Below are 20501 nucleotides of genomic sequence, written 5' to 3' on the forward strand. Positions count from 1 at the left end.
GAAGGCATAGCAGCGCCCTGTCGTTCGCGTATGACCGCTGATCCTATTTAATGGCCTTTTCAAGGATTGAACGACGCCGCCGTCAACGCCTGTTTCACCAGCGAAACATCGGCAGCGGCTTGAGCGGGGAGCGCAGGAATTGCCGTGCGGTTTGCCGGAGCAGCATCCCGTGAAAGCCATGATTGGGCAGCGCCGCCTTCACCGTTTTGATGTAGGCCCGTGGCAGGCCGAACGTCAGCAGTCCGAGCGACACATCAATGACATCGGCGCGCCGGAAGGGCTCGACGCTGAGCGCATGGTCGGCACCGTAGGGCCGCACTTTGTGGTGTTCCAGGATCAGTGCCGTCACTTCGCCGCTCAAGTGCGACAGTTGCCGATTGGCGAGGTAGTCGGTGGCCAGGCGCACCGAGGGTTCCAGGTAATCGATGGTTTGATCGGTCCAGATGCCCAGGTCGTGAAACGCCCCGGCGATCTGCACGGCTTCGGAGGGCAGGCCTTCAATGCCGCTGATCGCGCGGTAGAAGTTCAGCACCCGGTAAATGTGATTGCGATAACCCGACAAATCGGTACCGATCGCCAGTGCGTAGGACGTCAGTATTTCGTCGGTAACGGGGAATTCGAGAAGGGGATTCATCGGTTCGGACCTCAGGCGTCGCGCAACAGGTCATTGGCGTTGAGGATCTCGAAGGCGATCTCCGGGCGTTTCTCCAGACTGCGGCGAATCGCGGCCGGGATCGACTGGCGGGTCTTGCGGCACAAGCCCGGCAACTCGCCGAGGGTGATGCCGATGCCGCGCATGGTACGCACTTCGTTGAAGCTGGGGACGATGTCCACGCGGATGCCCAGTTGTGCGTACATGCGGTTTTGCAAGCGTTCGAGGTCAGCCAGGCTTTGCAGGTTTTCCAGACGATCGAGCAGACGCTTTTCTTCCTGCCGGGTCAGAAACAGGATGCGCACGTCCGCGCCCGGTGTTTCCAGCAACGGGTCTCGCCCGCAAATGCAGGCGCCGGGCGGGCAGGGTGAGCGAATCGGAGCAGAGGTCGTCATTGGCCTTAATCATAGAGCGCCCCAGGCGAATCGTCAGTCGGAAATATCGGTCACCGGGATGATCTGTTCGCCATCGGGCTGAGTGCCGGTCACGGTTTTCCTTTCCCGACGATCATTGATCCAGTTGTCCACCTGGGCGCCGAACTCGGCCGGGGCTTTACGTCCGACCCTGCGGGCAAGGTCGAGAATGGTCTGCTGGGCGAGGGCGTCTTCCATGCGTTGCTGCGCGGTCATCATGACGGCGTGAACCGAGCAATGACCTTCCACTGCCCACGTCGGCGGGGAGCCCTCAAACAGCGCACAACGCCCACGGATATCACGGCAATCGAAGATCAGCTTCTGGCCATCAATGGCGTTGACGATGTCCAGCACGCTGATTTCGTCCGCCGGCCGCGCCAGCTTGAACCCGCCGCGCACGCCCTCGGTCGCGACGACCAGTTTGGCCTTGGCCAGCTTAGTGAAGATTTTCGCCAGGTAGTCCAGCGGCACGCCTTGCAGCTCAGCGAGGTCGCGCACGCTTGCCTCACGGCTGTCGCCGTAATCGCCCACCAGAAAAAGCAGGCAGTGAATGCCGTACTCAACGCCCGCGCTGTAAAGAGACATGGTTATCTCCGACTGAATGAGTCGCCAATGTTACCAGCCGATGGTCGGGGGCGCAACGAACCATCGGCATGGCCTAAATCGTCTATCTGTCCCGTGCTTCTTATATATAGAAGCTTTTGTGTAGACTTTCGAGGTGTCTGTATTTGTGATGATAACCATCGATAGAAGGGCGTTGCTTCTAGTAACTAGGATCACTATAGTCGCCGTTGTCAGCTCGGCAGCGAGTTCAATCTTTGGTCTTCCTCGGAGTTAAAACAATGAAACAGCACATTCTGGTTATCGGCGCAGGTTTCGGTGGCATGTGGACGGCGTTGAGCGCCACGCGCCTGTTGGACATCCACAATCAAAACGACGTGGAAGTCACGGTACTGGCGCCTCAGGCCGAGCTGCGTGTACGTCCGCGTTTCTACGAACCGAATGCTCATCAACTGGCCGCACCCTTGGGCGATCTGTTCGAGGCCGTCGGTGTGAAGTTCATTCAGGGCGCAGCGCAATCCATCGACGTGCAGCAAAAACAAGTCGGCTACACCGATGCATCGGGTGCCGAACAGGTGTGCAGCTACGACAAACTCGTTCTGGCCACCGGCAGTGGTCTTGCGCTGCCCAACACCCCGGGCGTGGCCAAACACGCGTTCGACGTGGACCAGATCGAACAAGCCGTGCGCCTGGAAAACCATCTGAAATCCCTGGTCAACCTGCCAGAAAGCAAAGCGCGCAACACAGTCGTGGTGGCCGGTGGCGGCTTTACCGGGATTGAAACAGCGACGGAAATGCCGGCGCGCCTGCGGGCCATCCTCGGTGAAGAGGCCGACATCGAAGTGATCATCGTCGATCGCGGTGAAAAAGTCGGGGCGTCCTTGGGCAGCGAAATCAGCCAGTCCATCGCCGAAGCCAGCACTGAGCTGGGCGTGAAATGGCGCTTGAAGTCGTCGGTCGTTGCCGTCGATGAAAACGGTGTGACCCTGGCCGATGGCCAGCGCATCGACGCCAAGACCGTGGTGTGGACCACCGGTGTACGGGCAAGCTCGCTGACCGAGCAGATCCCGGCCGAACGCGATCACCTCGGTCGCCTGCACGTCGATGCGCATCTGAAAGTCATCGGCCAGGACGATATTTTCGCCACCGGCGATGTGGCTTATGCCGCCACGGATGACATCGGCAACTACGCCATGATGACCTGCCAACACGCGATCTCGTTGGGGCGTCACGCTGGCAACAACGTCGCTGCGCAGATCCTGGGCGTGGACCCGACGGCGTACAGTCAGCCCAAGTACGTCACCTGTCTGGACCTGGGTGCCTGGGGCGCGGTTTACACCGAGGGCTGGGATCGCCAGGTCAAACTGGTCAAGCAGGAAGGCAAGTCGCTCAAGACCCAGATCAACACGCTCTGGATCTATCCGCCGGCCGCTGACCGTGCCACCGCACTGGCGGCTGCGGATCCGATGATTCCGGTTGTTGCCTAAGAGATTGGCAGTGCTGTCTCGATAAGACTGCTTGCGTAAAAAATCCCGCTCAAATCATCTTGAGCGGGATTTTTTATTCCCGTGCGCAAGGCTTGCCGACCGACCAGCAACCATTTGCCAGCCTTCTTTTGCCAGATCTGCAAGTTGTCGATTTCAGTCGGGGCCCGCTCGGTGCCCTTGATCGCCTGTGCCGAAAAATGATGGCGAACCCGCGCTCATCATCCGAGACTGGTTCAGGCCAGCATCGACAGTAAGGCACCTTGGCGGTCCAGTTTGGCCAGGTCGTCGAAGCCTCCGACATGGGTGTCACCGATGAATATTTGCGGCACGCTGCGACGACCGCTGCGGGTGAGCATCTCCTGGAATTTTCCGGGGTCCGACTGAACGTTGATTTCCCGGGTGGCGATGCCTTTGCTGGCCAGCAACGTCTTGGCATTGCGGCAATAAGGGCAGGTGTCAGTGGTGTAAAGCGTCACGGTACTCATGGGGTGTACTCCTCGGGTCAGACATCCGCCTCAAGCATCGATGGCAGGGAAGTCGATCTCGGTCAGGGCCAGATTGTTGAGGTAGTTGGTCAGCGTCTGCGACGCAATGTGGGCGACCACCTCGATGATCTTGGCGTCGGTGATGCCGGCTGCACGCGCCGCTTCAATCTGCTCGTTGCTCAGGTGGCCACGACTTTCGGTGATTTGTCGGGCCAGGGTGGCGAATGCATTGAGTTGCCCCTGCCGGGCGCTGAGAATGTCTGGCGCCGACAACCCGGCCTTGCCGGCGAACAGCGTGTGCGCCGCCAGGCAGTAGTCGCAGCCGTTGACCTGAGAGGTGGCCAGAAAAATGGCTTCTTTTTCAGGGGCGCTCAGGGACGTTTTGCCCAGCGCCACCGACTGTTGCAGGTAAGCAGACAGTACGGCGGGGGCATGGGCCAGCGTCTTGAAGACGTTGGGCAAAAAGCCGATTTTTTTCTGCACGCCTTCCAGCAACGGGCGAGTGGTATCGGTGGCATGTTCAAGGTTCAGGGGGGCGATGCGGCTCATGGTGAGACTCCGTCGATTCAAGCGCGGTGTGCGCTGGGTACGGGGTCCATGCTATGGATCATTGCTGGCCTTGAGGGTGCAAATCGTCGAGGATATGCGACAGATCGTCCAGATTTGTCCCCGGGGGAGTCGTTCCATGGATCGCTTGTCCACCTTGCTCACGCATTTCGGTGTCAGTGCCGGCACCTTTCACAGTGGGGATTTTTGCGGCGTCACGTCCTTTGATGGCGAACAGGCCACCGGGCACCTGCATTTGCTTCAGGCCGGCGAACTGACGCTCAAGCTGGCTGATGAGAAAGACCTGCAGCTCAATGAGCCGACGCTGATTTTTTTCCCGCGACCTTATCGTCATCGGTTGTTCGCCAGCGAAGCCTCGGGCACGCAACTGGTGTGCGCGTCCCTGGAATTCGACGGCGGTGCGGGCAATGCCTTGGCGGCGGCACTGCCTGATTACATGGTGCTCAAACTCGACAGCATCCCGACCCTGGCCGGCACGCTGGACTGGCTGTTCCGCGAGGCTTTCGGCGGCATTTGTGGTCGCGAAGCGATGATGGATCGGCTGTTCGAACTGCTGGTGATTCAGTTGTTGCGGCACATCCTGACCAGTCGTGACCAGACCCCCGGGATGATGGCCGGTCTCGCCGACCCACGCCTGGCGCGCCCCTTGAGCCTGATGCACGATTCGCCCGGCAAGGCCTGGACCGTGGCCGAACTGTCGGCGGCGGCCAACATGTCCCGGGCCAGTTTCGCCGACTACTTTCGCTCGGTGGTGGGGCAGACGCCGGTCGACTATCTGGTGAGCTGGCGGATCAGCCTGGCGCAAAAACGCTTGCGTGAAGGCAAGTCCATCGCGCTGATCGCCGATGAAGTCGGCTACGAAAGCCCCTCGGCGCTGGCCCGGGCGTTCCGGCGCAAAACCGGTGCCAGCCCGCGCGAGTGGTTGCAAGACGTCAAGCGTCCGCGATGACCACCCCCGTCGGTCAAGCACATTCCCTGTGGGAGCGAGCCTGCTCGAGAAGAGGCCGGTACATCCAACATCGATAGCGACTGACCCACCGCTTTCGCGAGCAGGCTCGCTCCCACAGGTTTGGTGGCGGTGAGATAGACTCATTTACGGGCACCGACCGTGGGAGTGACACCTGTGGCGCAATTCAAATGGACTCACTGATCACCGCCGCAGCGCACGCACTCGCGGCGGGCGATCCCCTCGGTGCGTTGAACCGGGTTGCCTTGCGCGACGATGCACCTGCGCTGGCGCTTCGCGGCATCGCCATGGCGCAGTTGGGCGATCTGGTCCGGGCCAAGGCATTGGTGCGCAGCGCCGCACGCGCCTTCGGTGCGAAAGCGCCGGTGGCACGGGCGCGGTGCGTGGTGGCCGAGGCCGAAATCGCCCTGGCTTCACGGGATCTCGGCTGGCCGGTGAAGGCGCTCGAAGCGGCGCGAGTGACCTTGCAGGCGCATGGCGACGGCCTGAATGCGGCCCATGCGCGGTATTTGCAGATTCGCCGTTTGTTGTTGATCGGGCGTCTTGATGAGGTCGACAGTTTGCTCGCAGAGCTCGACCCTGCGCCGCTGCCACCGGCATTACGCGTTGTTCATGAATTGGTGGTGGCCGGGATCGCCGTGCGGCGACTCGAAACAAACAGGGCGCGGTCTGCGCTCGAAAGGGCTCAACGCGCTGCGTGCGACGCCGGCATTCCTGCGCTGACTGCCGAGGTTGCACACGCCGTTCATGTGCTCAACACGCCCGCTGCGCGGCTGATAGCCCGTGGCAAGGAGCGACCCCTGTTGCTGGATGAGGTGGAAGCGCTGCTTGGTTCGCCGTCACTGGTAGTGGACGCGTGCCGATACGGCGTGCGCGGCGCGGGAATGTCGATATCCCTGTCCAAACGCCCGGTGTTGTTCACCCTCGTGCGGGCATTGGCCGAAGCCTGGCCCGCGGACGTGGCGAGGGAAACACTGATCACCCAGGCCTTTCGCTTGAAGCTCACCGATGAATCCCATCGAGCAAGGCTGCGCGTCGAAATCGGTCGGCTTCGCACAGCGCTGAAGCCTCTGGCCGGTATCAGTGCGACGAAGCGCGGGTTTGCACTGCAGCCACAGGGTGCTGACGACGTTGTGGTGCTGGCGCGGCCCGTCGAAGAGCCGCAGGCGGCGCTGCTCGCGTTCCTGGCCGATGGCGAGTCATGGTCGAGTTCGGCGCTCGCCCTGGCGCTGAAGGCCAGTCAGCGCACTGTGCAACGGGCCCTTGATTCGCTAGCGGCGGCGGGCAAAGTGCAGTCGTTTGGCCGTGGGCGCGCCCGGCGCTGGATGGCGCCGCCGCTGCCGGGATTCGCGACGACTTTGTTACTCACAGCTTGGGTGCCGGGTGACTAGGATCCATCCCACCACCCAATGAAGAGGATGCAACCATGAAGCAATCATCTGCCGAGATCATCCGCGAATACGGACCCTTTCCGGGCGTCGACACCGTGCATGGCGTTTCTTATGACGGTCAGCACGTCTGGTTCGCCTCTGGAGAAAAACTCAACGCCCTCGACCCGGCAAGCGGTAAGACACCTCGTTCCATCGATGTCGCCGCGCATGCGGGAACGGCCTTTGACGGCCAGCACCTGTTCCAGATCGCCGAGGATCGCATTCAGAAGATCGATCCTTTGAATGGCCGTGTACTCGGCACCATTCCTGCGCCCGGCGGCGGTGGCGACTCAGGGCTCGCCTGGGCTGAAGGAACGCTTTGGGTGGGCCAGTATCGCGAACGCAAGATCCATCAAATCGACCCTGACACCGGCAAGATTCTTCGCACAATCGAATCCAACCGCTTCGTCACCGGCGTGACCTGGGTTGACGGCGCGCTGTGGCACGGCACTTGGGAAGGTGAGGAAGGTGAATTGCGGCGGGTAGATCCGAACACCGGGGAGGTGCTGGAAAGTGTCACGCTGCCAGCCGGTGTCGGCGTATCGGGGCTTGAATCCGATGGCGCGGACCGGTTTTTCTGTGGCGGAGGCAATAGCGGGAAAGTGAGGGCCGTTCGTCGGCCCGCCTCATCCTAAAACGTGAACTGACGCGAAGACCGGGGTGCGCTCTGGGCCAGTTCGATCTCCAGCAGGTGTTCAACCAATATGTCATTGAGAAACCGGAACTGATCGTTGAGCCCGACCACTTCGTTATTGAAGTGGTTCGCGGCTGCCGGTATCAGCAACGCCTCGAAGTTTTTGTCGAACACCAGTGACAGCTCTTTGCGAGAGACGAATGCCTGCGAATAGAAGTTGTTGCCGAACACCGGGAAGCTTACGGAAAGGCTGATGGCGTGGATCATGATCTGCGCTCCTCGGCGAGGACGATGTAGGAAAAACCAGTCAGCGTTACGCCCGTCAGGGCCAGGCAGGTCAGTAGATGGATCAACATGATTTTCCCCTCCTGTGTGAAGTTTTGCCTTGGGATGGGGTGATCCTGCGCTTGGCGGTTTTTTAGCGGAAGGCAATCGTCGCGATGGTGAGTATCGACGCCGTTGATGGTGATCTTCAGGGCTCCATCGCGAGCAGGCTCGCTCCCACAATGTTGAGTTCACCGCGATCCACTGTAGGCGCGAGCCTGCTAGCGATGAGGCCCTTGAAAACACCCCCAATCCCAAGCGAACAATTACCGCCGCCTATACTCAAATAAATACGCTTTTGAACACCGGACATACCGTCCGGGGAACTCTGTAGGAACCGCGATCTTGAACCTGCGTTCGCTGATCGTCGCCGTGATGGTGGTGTTGGCGGGTTGCGCCACGCCCGTGCGTGCCCCGGTGGTGGCGCCGATCGTGGTGGTGTCCGAGAGCACCTGGCGCCAGGTGGACCAGGAGATTGTCGCCGCGTCGCAGTCCGCCACCGAACAGACCAAAATCTACGCTCGCGGCGCCATGGATTACTGGCGCACGCGGGTCTATCAACTGACCGAAGAGAACTTCATTCCCTGGTTCAGCAGTTACTGGACCCAGGAATGGCTATCGGTGAAGGTCAGCTGGTACAGCCTCAGCGCCAAGGGCGAGCAGGATGCCTCGGCCAAGCGCCTGGCGGCCTACCTGCTGGAGCAATATCAGGAGCGCGTGCTGGCGCCGGTCGCAGTAGAGATCGATCCCGACGCAATCCTCGGCCTGGCAACAGCCTTCTACGTGGACATTATTCAGGAAGAATTGCAGCGAATCTCCCAGCGCCACGGCGTGCCGATGGCCCAGCTCAATGGCCGCATCCAGAAAATCCCCGCGATTGCACTGGGACCGCCGCCTGCGCGCGATGCTTCGTTGTATCAGGTCGTGCACACCCAACCGCTGAATACGTTGCCGGCGTACGCGGCGTTGATCGAGAAAATCCACAAGGCAGGCGGCGACAAGGGCGTTGATTCGACCGATACGGCGATGGCACCGGTGGCCAAGCGCGCCAGCCAGCGGATGGAGGCCGAGATGGCCCCGCGAGGGGCGGCCAGTGCGGTGGCCGCGGTAGCCGGTAAACTGGCCGGCGCCCTGATTTCGGTAGGGGTAGCAGGCGTTCGGGCGATCATTCAGGCCAACGACCGGCCGGACAGCGAAGCGTTGATTCGCAGCAGCCTGGGCAACACGTTCGACAAGGCCTGGATGAAACTGGTGCAGAACCCGACCACCGGTGTTATGGCGGGGACGCTGTACATGGCGGCGCAGATCGAGGGCAACCTGGCGGGGAGCGCCGACGTGCCGTCGGTCAGTTCGGGCGGCGGCGCTGTCGATTGGAGCCCGATGGAAACGACTACCCAGCAGACCGTTCCATAACCGAAGGAGAAACACCATGTCCTACGTTGATGGCTTCCTCGCTGCCGTCCCCACCGTCAATCGCGAAAAATTCAAGAAACACGCCGAAACCGCTGCGGTTATTTTCAAGGAATGCGGCGCGCTCAGCGTCACCGAATGCTGGGGTGACGATGTGCCGGACGGCAAAGTAACGTCGTTTCCCATGGCGGTGAAACTCAAGGAAGACGAAACCGTGGTGTTCAGCTGGATTATCTGGCCGGACAAGGCCACCCGTAATGCGGGCATGGACAAAATGATGAACGATCCGCGGATGCAGCCGGACGTCAATCCGATGCCCTTCGATGGCCAGCGCCTGGTCTTTGGTGGTTTTGAAATGATCGTGAAGGCCTGATCCCGACGAAAGGATCACTCCGGCGTCGGGGTGATCCTGCAACTTTTGCGGTTGCGGATCTCGCTGTCCGTCGGCCGCTCCCTGACGAATTCGAAGCGCGGCTCACCCTCGCTATAGTGAACCAGCCAGCCCCATTCCAGCTCGGACTCATCCTGCCCCGGTTTCGGTGGCATTGCCCACCATGGCTCTTTGCTGATGATCTGTCGCATGGCCCCCTCCCGTTGATTCGGTTGGTTCAACTATAACGTGCATGTCAGGAGCTGCCAGGCATGACTGACGAATCCCGTGAACCGTTCAAGCGGCTGTTTTTCGCACTCAACTGCCCGCCGGCGCAACGCAAGGTCATTGCCCAGTGGCGCAGCGCCCTTGAGCTGCGCAGCGGGCGTCCGGTGCCAGCGGAAAACTTTCACCTGACGTTGTTGTTCTTGGGGGCTGTGGCGGTGGCGCAGATTGGCGAGATCTGCACGGCGGCCGGAAAGGTTCGCATACCGGGTACTCCGCTGAGGTTGGCGCTGGATCGAATGGAGGTCTGGCGCAGGGCAGGGGTGCTGGTCCTGGCGCCGGAGCAGGCACCGCCGCAGTTGTTGCGGCTGGTGTATGCGCTGGAGCAGGCGATGTTGCCGTTTGGCGTTGAGGAGGCGCCGAAGGCGTTTCGGCCGCACCTGACGTTGATGCGTGATTATCGAATGCCGGTGCCTGAGTCCGCGACACCGCCTGAATTCTCTCTGCGGGCTGATCGCTTTGTCCTGTTTGAGTCCCACAAAGGACGGTATCGAGCGCTGGCCGAATGGCCGCTCGTCCCCGCATAAAAAAAGGCGCCCGAGGAGGGCGCCTAAATTCACCTTAACCGAGGAAGCCAGGTGAGGCCGTTCGTCAGAGAGGAGTGCAGCGGTGGTAAGGCGCTGCGTGAACGGAAATCGAGAGATCACCCCATATTTTGGGTCAATGCTGTGTCCCTGTAGGAGCGAGGCTTGCCCGCGAAGAGGCCGTCACATTCAACATTGTTGGTGACTGGAACACTGCTTTCGCGGGCAAGCCTCGCTCCTACAGACGCGCGCGCAATTATTTCCCGAGTTTCACCCGCGTCCAGCCCCGGGTCATGACGCGCTGAACGCCGATCGGCATATCCGGAATCGCATACAGCGTAGCCATCACCGCTTGCGGCGGATACGACCCCGGATCATCCCGGATCGCCTCATCCACCAACGACGTGGCCGCCGCATTGGCGTTGCTGTAGCCGATGTTATTGGTGATCTCGGCGATGATGTCCGGGCGCATCAGGAAGTTCATGAACAGGTAGGCGTTTTCCACGTTCGCCGCGTCCTTCGGGATCGCGACCATGTCGTAGAAACTGCCGGCCCCTTCTTTCGGAATGCTGTAATCGATCTTCACTTTATCGCCCGCTTCCTGGGCACGCGCCTTGGCTTGCAGCACGTCGCCGGAGTAACCGACCGCGACGCAGATGTTGCCGTTAGCCAGGTCGGAGATGTATTTCGACGAATGGAAATACGCCACCGACGGCCGAATCTTCATGAACAGTGCTTCGGCTTCGGCGATCTGAGCCTTGTCCTGCGAGTTCACCGGGTAACCCAGGTAGTGCAGGGCCGCCGGGATCATCTCGGTAGGCGAGTCGAGGAAGCTGATGCCGCAAGCTTTCAGCTTTTCCGCATTTTCCGGTTTGAACAGCAAGTCCCAGGAATTGGTCGGTGCATTGGCGCCGAGCACTTCCTTGACCTTGGCCGGGTTGAAGCCAATGCCGATCGAGCCCCACATGTACGGGAACGCGTGGCCGTTGTCCGGGTCGCTGGCGGAAGCGTTTTTCAGCAGCACAGGATTGAGGTTTTTCCAGTTCGAAAGCTTCGACTTGTCCAGTTCCTGATAGACCCCGGCCTTGATCTGCTTGGCCAGGAAACTGTTGGACGGCACCACGATGTCGTAGCCGGATTTTCCGGCGAGCAGGCGGGCTTCGAGGGTTTCATTGCTGTCGAACACATCGTAGGTCACGCGGATGCCGGTCTCGTCTTCGAACTTCTTGACCGTGTCCGGGGCGATGTAATCCGACCAGTTATAGACGCGCAGAACCTTGTCATTGGCCTGGGCAACGGTGGCAATCGCGCCCAATAAGGACAGTGTCAGCAGAGTCCTGCCAAACATTTTCATCGGTACAACTCCATTCTCTTTTTATTCAAAAACACACAGCAAACATGCAGTGAACATAAAACCAGTGCAGCAAATACAAAACCTATGGAGTACACGCAAAACCTGTGGCGAGGGAGCTTGCTCCCGCTTGAGTGCGCAGCACTCACAAATTGGCAGGGTTGCCAGAAATCTTGGGGCCGCTTCGCAGCCCAGCGCGAGCAAGCTCGCTCGCCACAGGATGAAGTTCAGTTACCTCATCAACAACGGCATTACGCCGTGGCTTCCACCATTCGCTTTTCAGGTTGCTGCCACGATTCGCTCGCGGTCTGGTCCATCGCTTCCTGGATCGCACGTTTGCGGGAGGCTTCGGCGCGGCGGCTGAAGTACCAGACCATGAAGGTCACGATCGATACGGCCAACAAAATCAGACTGGCCACGGCGTTAATCTCAGGCTTCACCCCCAGACGCACCGCCGAAAACACTTCCATCGGCAACGTCGTCGAACCCGGTCCGGACACGAAGCTCGCCAGCACCAGGTCATCCAGCGACAGGGCAAACGACATCATGCCGCCGGCCGCCAGTGACGGCGCGATCATCGGAATGGTGATCAGGAAAAACACCTTGAACGGCTTCGCCCCAAGGTCCATCGCCGCTTCTTCGATGGACAAATCCAGCTCACGCAAACGCGCCGAGACCACCACCGCGACATACGCCGCACAGAACGTGGTGTGGGCGATCCAGATGGTGACGATGCCGCGCTCCATCGGCCAGCCGATCAACTGCGCCATCGCCACGAACAGCAGCAACAGCGACAGACCGGTGATGACTTCCGGCATCACCAACGGCGCGGTTACCAGACCGCCAAACAAGGTGCGACCCTTGAAGCGCGTCACGCGAGTCAGTACGAATGCCGCCAACGTTCCCAACGCCACCGCCGCAATCGCCGTGTAGCAGGCGATTTCCAGCGAGCGCCCCACCGAGCCCATCAGTTGCGTGTTGTCGAGCAGGCCGGCGTACCACTTGAACGACCAGCCACCCCAGACAGTGACCAGTTTGGAAGCGTTGAACGAGTAGATCACCAGAATCAACATCGGCAGGTAGATAAACGACAGGCCGAAAATCAGCATGAACTTTGAAAATCCGAAACGTTTCATCCCCGTGCCTCCATCTCTTTGGCCTGGCTGCGGTTGAACAGCAGAATCGGCACAATCAGGATCAACAGCATCACTACCGCCAGGGCAGATGCCACTGGCCAGTCGCGGTTATTGAAGAACTCTTGCCACAGCACGCGACCGATCATCAGTGTCTCAGGGCCGCCCAACAGCTCCGGAATCACGAACTCACCGACCACCGGAATGAACACCAGCATGCAGCCGGCAATGATGCCGTTCTTGGCCAGCGGCACGGTGATTTTCCAGAAGTTGTTGAAGTTGCTTGAGCCCAGGTCAGACGCCGCTTCCAACAGGCTTTGATCGTGCTTGACCAGGTTGGCGTACAGCGGCAGCACCATGAACGGCAAGTAGGCGTAAACCACACCGATATAAACAGCTGTGTTGGTGTTGAGGATCTCGATCGGGTGATCCGTCAGCCCGGTCCACATCAAAAACCCGTTGAGCAAACCGTTGTTGCTGAGGATGCCCATCCACGCGTAGACGCGGATCAGGATCGCGGTCCAGGTCGGCATCATGATCAGCAACAGCAAAACGTTTTGCGTTTCCTTGCTGGCCTTGGTGATGGCGTAGGCCATCGGAAAACCGATCACCAGGCACATCAACGTACTTAAAAACGCGACCTTCAACGAGCCGAAGTAGGCCGAGATGTACAGCTCATCCTGAGTCAGCAGCGAGTAGTTGCCGATGTTCAGCAGCAGCTGGAATTTCTGCTCGGCGAATGTGTAGATCTCGGAGTAAGGAGGAATGGCCAGCGCCGCTTCCGAGAAGCTGATCTTCATCACCAGGAAGAACGGCAACAGGAAAAACAGGCACAGCCACAGGAAAGGAATCCCGATGACGAGCTTTCGACCACTCGGCATCAGCCGCATGAACTGCTGATTGAGTGTTTTCATGAGCGCAGTACCACGCCGCTGTCGTCTTCCCACCACACGTAGACTTGGTCGTCCCAGGTCGGTCGCGCGCCACGGCGTTCGGCGTTGGCCATGAACGATTGCACGACTTTGCCGCCAGGCAACTCCACGTAGAACACCGAGTGACCGCCGAGGTAGGCGATGTCATGCACCTTGCCTTGGGACCAGTTGTAGCGAGTGTCCGGCTTGAGGGTGCTGACCAGCATTTTTTCCGGGCGGATCGCGTAGGTGATCGACTTGTCCTGCACCGAGGTGCTGACGCCGTGACCGACGTAAATCTTCTGTTCCAGGTCTGGGCTGTGAATGATCGCGTGACCTTCAAGGTCTTCCACCACCGTGCCTTCGAAGGCGTTCACGTTGCCGATGAACTCGCAGACCATGCGGCTGACCGGTGCTTCATAAATGTCGACCGGGCTGCCGATCTGCGCGATCCAGCCCAGGTGCATGATCGCGATGCGCTCGGCCATGGTCATGGCCTCTTCCTGGTCGTGGGTCACCATCACGCAGGTCACGCCGACCCGCTCGATGATTTCCACCAGCTCGAGTTGCATCTGCGAACGCAGCTTTTTATCCAGTGCGCCCATCGGTTCATCGAGCAACAACAGCTTCGGACGTTTGGCCAGGGAGCGGGCGAGGGCCACGCGCTGACGCTGGCCACCGGACAATTGATGGGGTTTGCGTTTGGCGTACTGGGTCATGTGCACCAGGCGCAGCATCTCTTCAACGCGGGCGTCGATTTCGCTGGCGGGCAAACGGTCCTGCTTGAGGCCGAAGGCAATGTTCTGCGCCACTGTCATGTGCGGGAACAAGGCGTATGACTGGAACATCATGTTGATCGGCCGTTCATACGGCGGCATGTCGGTGATGTCGACACCGTCGAGGAAAATCCGGCCATCGGTCGGGCGCTCGAAACCTGCGAGCATGCGCAGCAGGGTCGATTTGCCGGAGCCGGAACCACCGAGCAGGGCGAAGATTTCACCTTGATGGATCTCAAGCGAGACATCATCCACTGCGGTGGTTTCGTCGAACTTCTTGGTGACGCGGTCGACTTTCACCAGCACCTTTTTTGGTGTCTGGTGACCTTCAAGAGCCTTCCTGTAGATGCTGGAGGCGTTTGCCATGTGAAACTCCCAACAGGTTTCAGTCGTCGGGCCAACGCGGCCTGACTTAATAGTTGATTGCAAGCCCGGATAGTTTCAGTCGAAGCGCGAACCCTGTAAGAGCGAGGCTTGCCCGCGAAGACGGAGTGTCAGTCGACATCATCGTTACCTGATACACCGCCTTCGCGGGCAAGCCTCGCTCCTACAAGGATTGCGCTCGCCTGATCCATACCGCTCGGGCTTATTCGGCGCCGCCGTCCTGGCTGCCTGGTGGTACTTGTTGTTATCGCAGTGTGTTGTTGTCGCAAGTCACGGGCGCGCAAAGACACGCCCGCCTGACTCGCGGGGGCAGTAAACGGGTTTTGACTCAGCGGGTTTTACGCAACGCGGCCCGTCGCCGGCACGCATCACCGAACGCTTGGAAAATGCTCAAGTAGGGCGGGTTCGACAGGACCTGCCATTCCGGGTGCCATTGCACACCGACGGCAAACGCCTGGCTGTGCTTCACCGAAATCGCCTCGATCAAACCGTCCGGCGCAATCGCTTCGGCGCGCAGGCCTGGCGCGAGGCGGTCGATGCCCTGGCTGTGAATCGAATTGACCATGAACTCGGTCGGCAACTCCAGCGCTTCGAACACGCCACCCGGTTGCACCGTCACCGCATGCGCCGGGGCGTATTGCACCGCCAGCTCGGGGCTGTCCGCTTCCCGGTGATCGAGCATGCCCGGCAGTTCGTGCACCTTCTGGTGCAGGCTGCCGCCGAACGCCACGTTCATTTCCTGAAAACCGCGGCAGATGCCGAGCACCGGCACGCCCGCCGCAATGGCTGCACGCAATAAAGGAAGGGTGGTGGCGTCCCGCGCCGGATCGTGATCCGTGCCGGGGGCACTGGCCGGGCCTTGATAGTGGAAGGGTTCCACATTCGAGGGAGAGCCGGTCAGCAGCAGACCGTCGAGATGCGCGAGCACATCCTCGATTTCAGTCAATTCGCCTAGGGATGGAATGATCACAGGCAGCCCCAAAGCCGCAACGCAGACAGCACGCAAATACTTGTCGCCGCTGATGTGGTAGGGGTGCAGGCCAATCTGTTTGACGCACGCTGTAACGCCGATCAATGGCTTGAATGCCATTTTTATCACCTCGAAGTTTCACACTTGAACGAGCTTTTCCGGAGCTTAGCCTTGTTGATTTTAATTAACAACTCTCATGTAAAAAATTCTAAACGCCGATCGTCCGATCCTGAGGGTTTACACGGCGCTCAAGACCGTTCTGGCACTCAAGCCCCCCAAAAAGGCCAGAAAATATAGGTGGAAAGGCCAGGTGTTCGCTATTGACTTCACTTTGCCGTTCGGGTTGACTGGGCTCGCAACAAGGTAGTGAACATAATAATTAACAGCTAATAGGTGCATCATGTCGGTCCCTCTGCGTACCGTTCAACTCAACGAAGCAAACGCATTCCTTAAGAAATATCCTGAGGTTTTGTACGTCGACCTTCTGATTGCGGATATGAACGGTGTGGTGCGCGGCAAGCGCATCGAACGCACCAGTCTTCATAAGGTTTACGAAAAAGGCATCAACCTGCCGGCGTCTCTGTTTGCTCTGGACATCAACGGCTCCACGGTGGAAAGCACCGGCCTGGGTCTGGACATCGGCGACTCTGACCGGATCTGCTTTCCCATCCCCGGCACTCTGAGCATTGAGCCGTGGCAAAAGCGTCCAACCGCGCAGTTGCTGATGACCATGCACGAACTGGAAGGCGAGGCGTTCTTCGCTGACCCGCGTGAAGTGCTGGCCAATGTGGTGCGCAAGTTCGACGAACTTGGCCTGACTATCTGCGCCGCGTTCGAACTGGAGTTCTACCTGATCGACCAGGACAACGTGAACGGTCGTCCGCAATCGCCGCGTTCGCCGGTCTCGGGCAAGCGTCCGGTGTCGACCCAGGTGTACTTGATCGACGACCTGGACGAATACGTCGATTGCCTGCAAGACATCCTCGAAGGCGCGAAAGAGCAGGGCATTCCTGCCGACGCCATCGTCAAGGAAAGCGCCCCGGCGCAGTTCGAAGTGAACCTGCATCACGTCAACGACCCGATCAAGGCCTGCGACTACGCGGTGTTGCTCAAGCGTCTGGTGAAGAACATCGCCTACGACCATGAGATGGACACCACGTTTATGGCCAAGCCGTATCCGGGCCAGGCGGGTAACGGTTTGCACGTGCACATTTCGATTCTCGACAAAGAAGGCAACAACATCTTTGCCAGCGAGGATCCCGAGCAGAACGCCGCGCTGCGACACGCAATCGGCGGTGTGCTCGAGACCCTGCCGGCGCAGATGGCCTTCCTGTGCCCGAACGTCAACTCGTATCGCCGTTTTGGTGCGCAGTTCTACGTACCGAACTCGCCGAGCTGGGGCATCGACAACCGTACCGTGGCGGTGCGTGTGCCGACCGGTTCCGCGGATTCGGTACGCATCGAACACCGCGTCGCCGGCGCCGATGCCAACCCGTATCTGTTGATGGCTTCTGTACTGGCTGGCATTCACCACGGCCTGACCAACCAGATCGAACCGGGCGCCCCGGTGGAAGGCAACAGCTACGAGCAGAACGAGCAGAGCCTGCCGAACAACCTGCGCGATGCACTGCGCGAACTGGACGACAGCGAAGTCATGGCCAAATACATCGACCCGCTGTACATCGACGTATTCGTGGCGTGCAAGGAAAGCGAGCTGGCCGAGTTCGAGAACTCCATCTCGGACCTTGAGTACAACTGGTACTTGCACACCGTTTAACGGGCTGACACTAAACCTGTGGCGAGGGAGCTTGCTCCCGCTGGACTGCGCAGCAGTCCCCTTCTTTTTAGGTAGAAAGAGGGGTCGCTTCGCGACCCAGCGGGAGCAAGCTCCCTCGCCACAGGTTGCTCATCGCTCATGCCAGCAGTTAACACGATCAACTATTCCTCTGCGTCGAGTCACAACCATGACAAACACTCGCAGCGACTGGGAACAACGCTTCCAGTCCCTCACTATCGAAGGCCGCGCATTCATCGACGGCCAGTACTGCTCGGCACTCAGCGGCGCCACCTTTGAGTGCATGAGCCCGGTCGATGGCCGTTTCCTGGCCAACGTCGCCAGCACCGATGAAGCCGACGCCAATGCCGCCGTCGCCGTCGCGCGCCGCTCCTTCGAGTCCGGTATCTGGGCCAACCTTGCCCCGGCCGAGCGCAAGCGCATCCTGATTCGCTTCGCCGACCTGATCCTGGCCAACCAGGAAGAGCTCGCCCTGCTCGAAACCCTCGACATGGGCAAACCAATCAACGATTCGATGAACATCGACATCCCGGCGACCGCCAACGCGATCCGCTGGAGCGCCGAAGCCATCGACAAGATCTACGATGAAGTCGCCGCCACGCCGCACGACCAACTCGGTCTCATCACCCGCGAACCTGCGGGTGTCGTCGCCGCCATCGTGCCGTGGAACTTCCCGTTGATCATGGCCAGCTGGAAGTTCGCCCCGGCACTCGCGGCGGGCAACTCGTTCATCCTCAAACCGTCGGAAAAATCGCCACTGACCGCGATTCGCATCGCCCAACTAGCGCTTGACGCCGGCATCCCGAAAGGCGTGTTCAACGTCCTGCCGGGTTACGGTCACACCGTCGGCAAGGCGTTGGCGTTGCACATGGACGTCGATGTGCTGGCTTTCACCGGCTCGACCGCGATTGCCAAGCAATTGCTGATCTATGCCGGGCAAAGCAACATGAAACGCGTCTGGCTCGAAGCCGGCGGAAAAAGTCCAAACGTGGTGTTTGCCGACGCGCCAGATTTGCGCGCGGCAGCACAAGCAGCGGCCGGGGCGATTGCCTTCAACCAGGGCGAAGTCTGCACCGCCGGTTCGCGTTTGCTGGTGGAACGTTCGATCCGCGAGCAGTTCATTCCGCTGCTGGTGGAAGCCCTGCAAGCCTGGAAACCGGGGCACGCACTGGATCCGGAAACCACCGTCGGCGCAGTCGTCGACCAGCGTCAACTGGATAACGTGTTGCGCTATATCCAGGTCGGCAAAGACCAGGGCGCGCAACTGATCGCTGGCGGCAGCCGCACCCTTGAAAGCACCGGCGGCCTGTATGTGGAACCGGCAATTTTCGACGGCGTGACCAACGCCATGACTATCGCCCGCGAAGAAATTTTCGGCCCGGTGCTGTCGCTGATCACCTTCGACACCGCTGAAGAAGCCTTGGCCATCGCCAACGACAGCATCTTCGGTCTGGCCGCCGGTGTGTGGACCAGCAACCTGAGCAAGGCCCACACCTTCGCTCGTGGCCTGCGCGCCGGCAGCGTCTGGGTCAACCAGTACGACGGCGGCGACATGACCGCGCCGTTCGGCGGGTACAAGCAGTCGGGTAACGGTCGGGACAAATCGCTGCACGCGTTCGACAAATACACCGAACTCAAAGCGACCTGGATCAAGCTCTAATACCTATAAAAAAAGCGACGGTCGCCGGCACGCTGCCGGTGGCCATCGGAGAAATCTATGAAACAAACGCACGTAAACAGCTACTACGCCGCTACCCGCAACTTCACCGGCGACTTCCCCGTCCTGGAACAAGCAGTGGACTGCGACGTCTGCATCATTGGCGCCGGCTACACCGGTCTGTCCTCGGCCCTATTCCTCTGCGAAGCGGGCTACAGCGTGACCGTACTCGAAGCCGCCAAAGTCGGTTTCGGTGCCAGCGGTCGCAATGGCGGCCAACTGGTCAACTCCTACAGCCGCGACGTCGATGTCATCGAAGAGCGCTACGGCGACAAGACCGCTGAAGTCCTCGGCAGCATGATCTTCGAAGGCGCCGACATCATCCGTCAGCGCATACAGCACTACGACATCCAGTGCGACTACAAGCCGGGTGGCATCTTCGCCGCGCTGAACAAAAAGCAGCTCAAAGGCCTGGCCGAACAGAAAAACAGCTGGGAGCGTTACGGCAACAAAAACCTGACCATGCTCGACGCGGCGGACATCAAGCGCGAAGTCGGTTGCGACAACTACGTCGGCGGCCTGCTCGACATGCAGGGCGGTCACATCCACCCGCTGAACCTGGCCCTCGGCGAAGCCTCGGCCATCATCGGCCTGGGCGGTAAGATCTACGAACAATCGGCAGCGGTGGAAATCACCTACGGCGAACCGATCACCGTGCGCACCGCCAAAGGCGTTGTGCGCGCCAAGTACCTGCTGATCGCCGGCAACGCCTACCTGCCGCAAGACCTCGATAACCGCGTCACGCGCAAAAGCATGCCGTGCGGCTCGCAAATCGTCGTCACTGAACCGTTGTCGGAAAAGGTTGCGCGCAGCCTGATCAAAAACAACTACTGCGTCGAAGACTGCAACTACTTGCTCGACTACTACCGCCTCACCGCCGACAACCGCCTGCTGTACGGCGGCGGCGTGGTCTACGGCGCCCGCGAACCGGACGACATCGAGCAACTGATCAAGCCGAAAATCCTCAAGACCTTCCCGCAACTCAAGGACGTGAAGATCGACTACCGCTGGACCGGCAACTTCCTGCTGACCATGTCGCGCATGCCGCAATTTGGCCGCATCGAGAAAAACGCCTACTACATGCAAGGCTACAGCGGACACGGCGTCACCTGTTCGCACCTGGCCGGCAAACTGATCTCGGAAATGATCCGCGGCGACGCCGAACGCTTCGACGCGTTCGCCTCGCTCCCGCACATGCCGATGCTCGGCGGCCGCACCTTCCAGGCGCCACTCACCGCCATGGGCGCCGCGTACTACGCACTGCGTGATCGGTTCGGTATCTAAGCCCAACGCAATCCCTGTAGGAGCCAAGCTTGCTGGCGAAGACGGCGGCAAAGTCAACATCGACGTCGCCA

General features: G+C 60.0%; 22 protein-coding genes and 1 pseudogene. 10 read left to right on the forward strand and 13 right to left on the reverse strand.

Translation table 11 applies throughout. The features are described 5' to 3' along the window. Window positions 1–94: 94 nt before the first annotated feature. The 3 genes from ACA068_RS12560 to ACA068_RS12570 are packed head-to-tail and all read right to left on the reverse strand — an operon-like array spanning window position 95 to window position 1650. Window positions 95–634, reverse strand: a complete 540-nt coding sequence (locus ACA068_RS12560) for an HD domain-containing protein (RefSeq protein WP_497310114.1) — start codon at window positions 632–634, stop codon at window positions 95–97. An 11-nt stretch (window positions 635–645) separates the two neighbouring features. Beyond that, window positions 646–1047 carry a hypothetical protein gene (locus tag ACA068_RS12565; protein WP_077749108.1) on the reverse strand — a complete coding sequence of 134 codons (402 nt, stop codon included), beginning with the start codon at window positions 1045–1047 and terminating at the stop codon, window positions 646–648. A gap of 33 nt (window positions 1048–1080) precedes the next feature. After that, complete coding sequence (locus tag ACA068_RS12570; RefSeq protein WP_010455470.1) at window positions 1081–1650, reverse strand: RrF2 family transcriptional regulator; 570 nt, start codon at window positions 1648–1650, stop codon at window positions 1081–1083. 257 nt (window positions 1651–1907) lie between these two features. Between ACA068_RS12570 and ACA068_RS12575 the strand changes: the two genes are divergently transcribed. Next, window positions 1908–3113, forward strand: a complete 1206-nt coding sequence (locus tag ACA068_RS12575) for an NAD(P)/FAD-dependent oxidoreductase (RefSeq protein WP_497310115.1) — start codon at window positions 1908–1910, stop codon at window positions 3111–3113. Window positions 3114–3196: 83 nt separating this feature from the next. Here the strand turns inward: ACA068_RS12575 and ACA068_RS12580 are convergent. The 3 genes and pseudogenes from ACA068_RS12580 to ACA068_RS12590 all read right to left on the reverse strand — a co-directional run. Further along, window positions 3197–3328: pseudogene (locus ACA068_RS12580) on the reverse strand (nuclear transport factor 2 family protein); the annotation flags it as partial. Window positions 3329–3346: 18 nt separating this feature from the next. Then, on the reverse strand, window positions 3347–3598 hold the full coding sequence (grxC, locus tag ACA068_RS12585) for a glutaredoxin 3 (protein ID WP_497310116.1): 252 nt from the start codon (window positions 3596–3598) through the stop codon (window positions 3347–3349). A gap of 30 nt (window positions 3599–3628) precedes the next feature. Then, a complete protein-coding gene (locus ACA068_RS12590) occupies window positions 3629–4147 on the reverse strand; it encodes a carboxymuconolactone decarboxylase family protein (protein WP_497310117.1) in 519 nt (172 codons plus the stop codon). Window positions 4148–4283: 136 nt separating this feature from the next. Between ACA068_RS12590 and ACA068_RS12595 the strand changes: the two genes are divergently transcribed. The 3 genes from ACA068_RS12595 to ACA068_RS12605 all read left to right on the forward strand — a co-directional run bounded on the left by ACA068_RS12595 (window position 4284) and on the right by ACA068_RS12605 (window position 7197). Next, window positions 4284–5114, forward strand: coding sequence for an AraC family transcriptional regulator (locus tag ACA068_RS12595; protein ID WP_497310118.1), 831 nt, complete (start codon window positions 4284–4286; stop codon window positions 5112–5114). A 188-nt stretch (window positions 5115–5302) separates the two neighbouring features. Continuing rightward, a complete protein-coding gene (locus ACA068_RS12600) occupies window positions 5303–6523 on the forward strand; it encodes a helix-turn-helix domain-containing protein (RefSeq protein WP_497310119.1) in 1221 nt (406 codons plus the stop codon). A 35-nt stretch (window positions 6524–6558) separates the two neighbouring features. Beyond that, window positions 6559–7197, forward strand: a complete 639-nt coding sequence (locus ACA068_RS12605) for a Vgb family protein (RefSeq protein WP_497310120.1) — start codon at window positions 6559–6561, stop codon at window positions 7195–7197. Here the strand turns inward: ACA068_RS12605 and ACA068_RS12610 are convergent. Then, window positions 7194–7463 (reverse strand): hypothetical protein, encoded by a 270-nt coding sequence (locus ACA068_RS12610; protein ID WP_497310121.1) that lies wholly within the window; start codon window positions 7461–7463, stop codon window positions 7194–7196. The two genes, ACA068_RS12605 and ACA068_RS12610, sit on opposite strands and share 4 nt — an antisense overlap. A 402-nt stretch (window positions 7464–7865) precedes the next feature. Between ACA068_RS12610 and ACA068_RS12615 the strand changes: the two genes are divergently transcribed. Together ACA068_RS12615 and ACA068_RS12620 are read left to right on the forward strand one after the other, a co-directional pair. Then, a complete protein-coding gene (locus tag ACA068_RS12615) occupies window positions 7866–8933 on the forward strand; it encodes a hypothetical protein (protein WP_497310122.1) in 1068 nt (355 codons plus the stop codon). 16 nt (window positions 8934–8949) lie between these two features. Beyond that, entirely contained in the window at window positions 8950–9303 is a 354-nt protein-coding gene (locus ACA068_RS12620) for a DUF1428 domain-containing protein (RefSeq protein WP_497310123.1), read from the forward strand. A 14-nt stretch (window positions 9304–9317) separates the two neighbouring features. Here ACA068_RS12620 and ACA068_RS12625 read toward each other — a convergent pair whose 3' ends face one another. Next, window positions 9318–9512, reverse strand: coding sequence for a hypothetical protein (locus ACA068_RS12625; protein WP_497310124.1), 195 nt, complete (start codon window positions 9510–9512; stop codon window positions 9318–9320). Window positions 9513–9572: 60 nt separating this feature from the next. On the opposite strand from ACA068_RS12625, the gene thpR reads away from it, so the two are divergent. After that, window positions 9573–10112 carry an RNA 2',3'-cyclic phosphodiesterase gene (thpR, locus tag ACA068_RS12630; protein ID WP_497310125.1) on the forward strand — a complete coding sequence of 180 codons (540 nt, stop codon included), beginning with the start codon at window positions 9573–9575 and terminating at the stop codon, window positions 10110–10112. 253 nt (window positions 10113–10365) lie between these two features. Here thpR and ACA068_RS12635 read toward each other — a convergent pair whose 3' ends face one another. The 5 genes from ACA068_RS12635 to ACA068_RS12655 all read right to left on the reverse strand — a co-directional run bounded on the left by ACA068_RS12635 (window position 10366) and on the right by ACA068_RS12655 (window position 15754). Continuing rightward, a complete protein-coding gene (locus ACA068_RS12635; protein ID WP_497310126.1) occupies window positions 10366–11463 on the reverse strand; it encodes a polyamine ABC transporter substrate-binding protein in 1098 nt (365 codons plus the stop codon). Between the two features lie 248 nt (window positions 11464–11711). Further along, window positions 11712–12596, reverse strand: coding sequence for an ABC transporter permease subunit (locus ACA068_RS12640; protein ID WP_497310127.1), 885 nt, complete (start codon window positions 12594–12596; stop codon window positions 11712–11714). Beyond that, window positions 12593–13474 (reverse strand): ABC transporter permease subunit, encoded by an 882-nt coding sequence (locus ACA068_RS12645; RefSeq protein ID WP_497310579.1) that lies wholly within the window; start codon window positions 13472–13474, stop codon window positions 12593–12595. Before ACA068_RS12645 ends, ACA068_RS12640 begins: the two co-directional genes overlap by 4 nt. A gap of 29 nt (window positions 13475–13503) precedes the next feature. Further along, complete coding sequence (gene potA, locus ACA068_RS12650; RefSeq protein ID WP_497310128.1) at window positions 13504–14646, reverse strand: polyamine ABC transporter ATP-binding protein; 1143 nt, start codon at window positions 14644–14646, stop codon at window positions 13504–13506. Window positions 14647–14992: 346 nt separating this feature from the next. Next, window positions 14993–15754 carry a gamma-glutamyl-gamma-aminobutyrate hydrolase family protein gene (locus ACA068_RS12655; RefSeq protein WP_497310129.1) on the reverse strand — a complete coding sequence of 254 codons (762 nt, stop codon included), beginning with the start codon at window positions 15752–15754 and terminating at the stop codon, window positions 14993–14995. Between the two features lie 280 nt (window positions 15755–16034). On the opposite strand from ACA068_RS12655, the gene ACA068_RS12660 reads away from it, so the two are divergent. The 3 genes from ACA068_RS12660 (at window position 16035) to ACA068_RS12670 (ending at window position 20430) form a co-directional block, all read left to right on the forward strand. Next, a complete protein-coding gene (locus tag ACA068_RS12660; protein WP_497310130.1) occupies window positions 16035–17411 on the forward strand; it encodes a glutamine synthetase family protein in 1377 nt (458 codons plus the stop codon). Between the two features lie 187 nt (window positions 17412–17598). Continuing rightward, window positions 17599–19089, forward strand: a complete 1491-nt coding sequence (locus tag ACA068_RS12665) for an aldehyde dehydrogenase (RefSeq protein ID WP_497310131.1) — start codon at window positions 17599–17601, stop codon at window positions 19087–19089. Between the two features lie 57 nt (window positions 19090–19146). Then, entirely contained in the window at window positions 19147–20430 is a 1284-nt protein-coding gene (locus ACA068_RS12670; protein WP_497310132.1) for an NAD(P)/FAD-dependent oxidoreductase, read from the forward strand. Window positions 20431–20501 lie beyond the last annotated feature (71 nt).

The organism is Pseudomonas sp. LBUM1660, from assembly GCF_059695935.1.

Coding starts and splice junctions, on each gene's coding strand:
- ACA068_RS12560 (WP_497310114.1), bottom strand. CDS start 634: ATGAATCCCCTTCTCGAATTCCCCGTTACCGACGAAATACTGACGTCC.
- ACA068_RS12565 (WP_077749108.1), bottom strand. CDS start 1,047: ATGACGACCTCTGCTCCGATTCGCTCACCCTGCCCGCCCGGCGCCTGC.
- ACA068_RS12570 (WP_010455470.1), bottom strand. CDS start 1,650: ATGTCTCTTTACAGCGCGGGCGTTGAGTACGGCATTCACTGCCTGCTT.
- ACA068_RS12575 (WP_497310115.1), top strand. CDS start 1,908: ATGAAACAGCACATTCTGGTTATCGGCGCAGGTTTCGGTGGCATGTGG.
- grxC (WP_497310116.1), bottom strand. CDS start 3,598: ATGAGTACCGTGACGCTTTACACCACTGACACCTGCCCTTATTGCCGC.
- ACA068_RS12590 (WP_497310117.1), bottom strand. CDS start 4,147: ATGAGCCGCATCGCCCCCCTGAACCTTGAACATGCCACCGATACCACT.
- ACA068_RS12595 (WP_497310118.1), top strand. CDS start 4,284: ATGGATCGCTTGTCCACCTTGCTCACGCATTTCGGTGTCAGTGCCGGC.
- ACA068_RS12600 (WP_497310119.1), top strand. CDS start 5,303: ATGGACTCACTGATCACCGCCGCAGCGCACGCACTCGCGGCGGGCGAT.
- ACA068_RS12605 (WP_497310120.1), top strand. CDS start 6,559: ATGAAGCAATCATCTGCCGAGATCATCCGCGAATACGGACCCTTTCCG.
- ACA068_RS12610 (WP_497310121.1), bottom strand. CDS start 7,463: ATGATCCACGCCATCAGCCTTTCCGTAAGCTTCCCGGTGTTCGGCAAC.
- ACA068_RS12620 (WP_497310123.1), top strand. CDS start 8,950: ATGTCCTACGTTGATGGCTTCCTCGCTGCCGTCCCCACCGTCAATCGC.
- ACA068_RS12625 (WP_497310124.1), bottom strand. CDS start 9,512: ATGCGACAGATCATCAGCAAAGAGCCATGGTGGGCAATGCCACCGAAA.
- thpR (WP_497310125.1), top strand. CDS start 9,573: ATGACTGACGAATCCCGTGAACCGTTCAAGCGGCTGTTTTTCGCACTC.
- ACA068_RS12635 (WP_497310126.1), bottom strand. CDS start 11,463: ATGAAAATGTTTGGCAGGACTCTGCTGACACTGTCCTTATTGGGCGCG.
- ACA068_RS12640 (WP_497310127.1), bottom strand. CDS start 12,596: ATGAAACGTTTCGGATTTTCAAAGTTCATGCTGATTTTCGGCCTGTCG.
- ACA068_RS12645 (WP_497310579.1), bottom strand. CDS start 13,474: ATGCCGAGTGGTCGAAAGCTCGTCATCGGGATTCCTTTCCTGTGGCTG.
- potA (WP_497310128.1), bottom strand. CDS start 14,646: ATGGCAAACGCCTCCAGCATCTACAGGAAGGCTCTTGAAGGTCACCAG.
- ACA068_RS12655 (WP_497310129.1), bottom strand. CDS start 15,754: ATGGCATTCAAGCCATTGATCGGCGTTACAGCGTGCGTCAAACAGATT.
- ACA068_RS12660 (WP_497310130.1), top strand. CDS start 16,035: ATGTCGGTCCCTCTGCGTACCGTTCAACTCAACGAAGCAAACGCATTC.
- ACA068_RS12665 (WP_497310131.1), top strand. CDS start 17,599: ATGACAAACACTCGCAGCGACTGGGAACAACGCTTCCAGTCCCTCACT.
- ACA068_RS12670 (WP_497310132.1), top strand. CDS start 19,147: ATGAAACAAACGCACGTAAACAGCTACTACGCCGCTACCCGCAACTTC.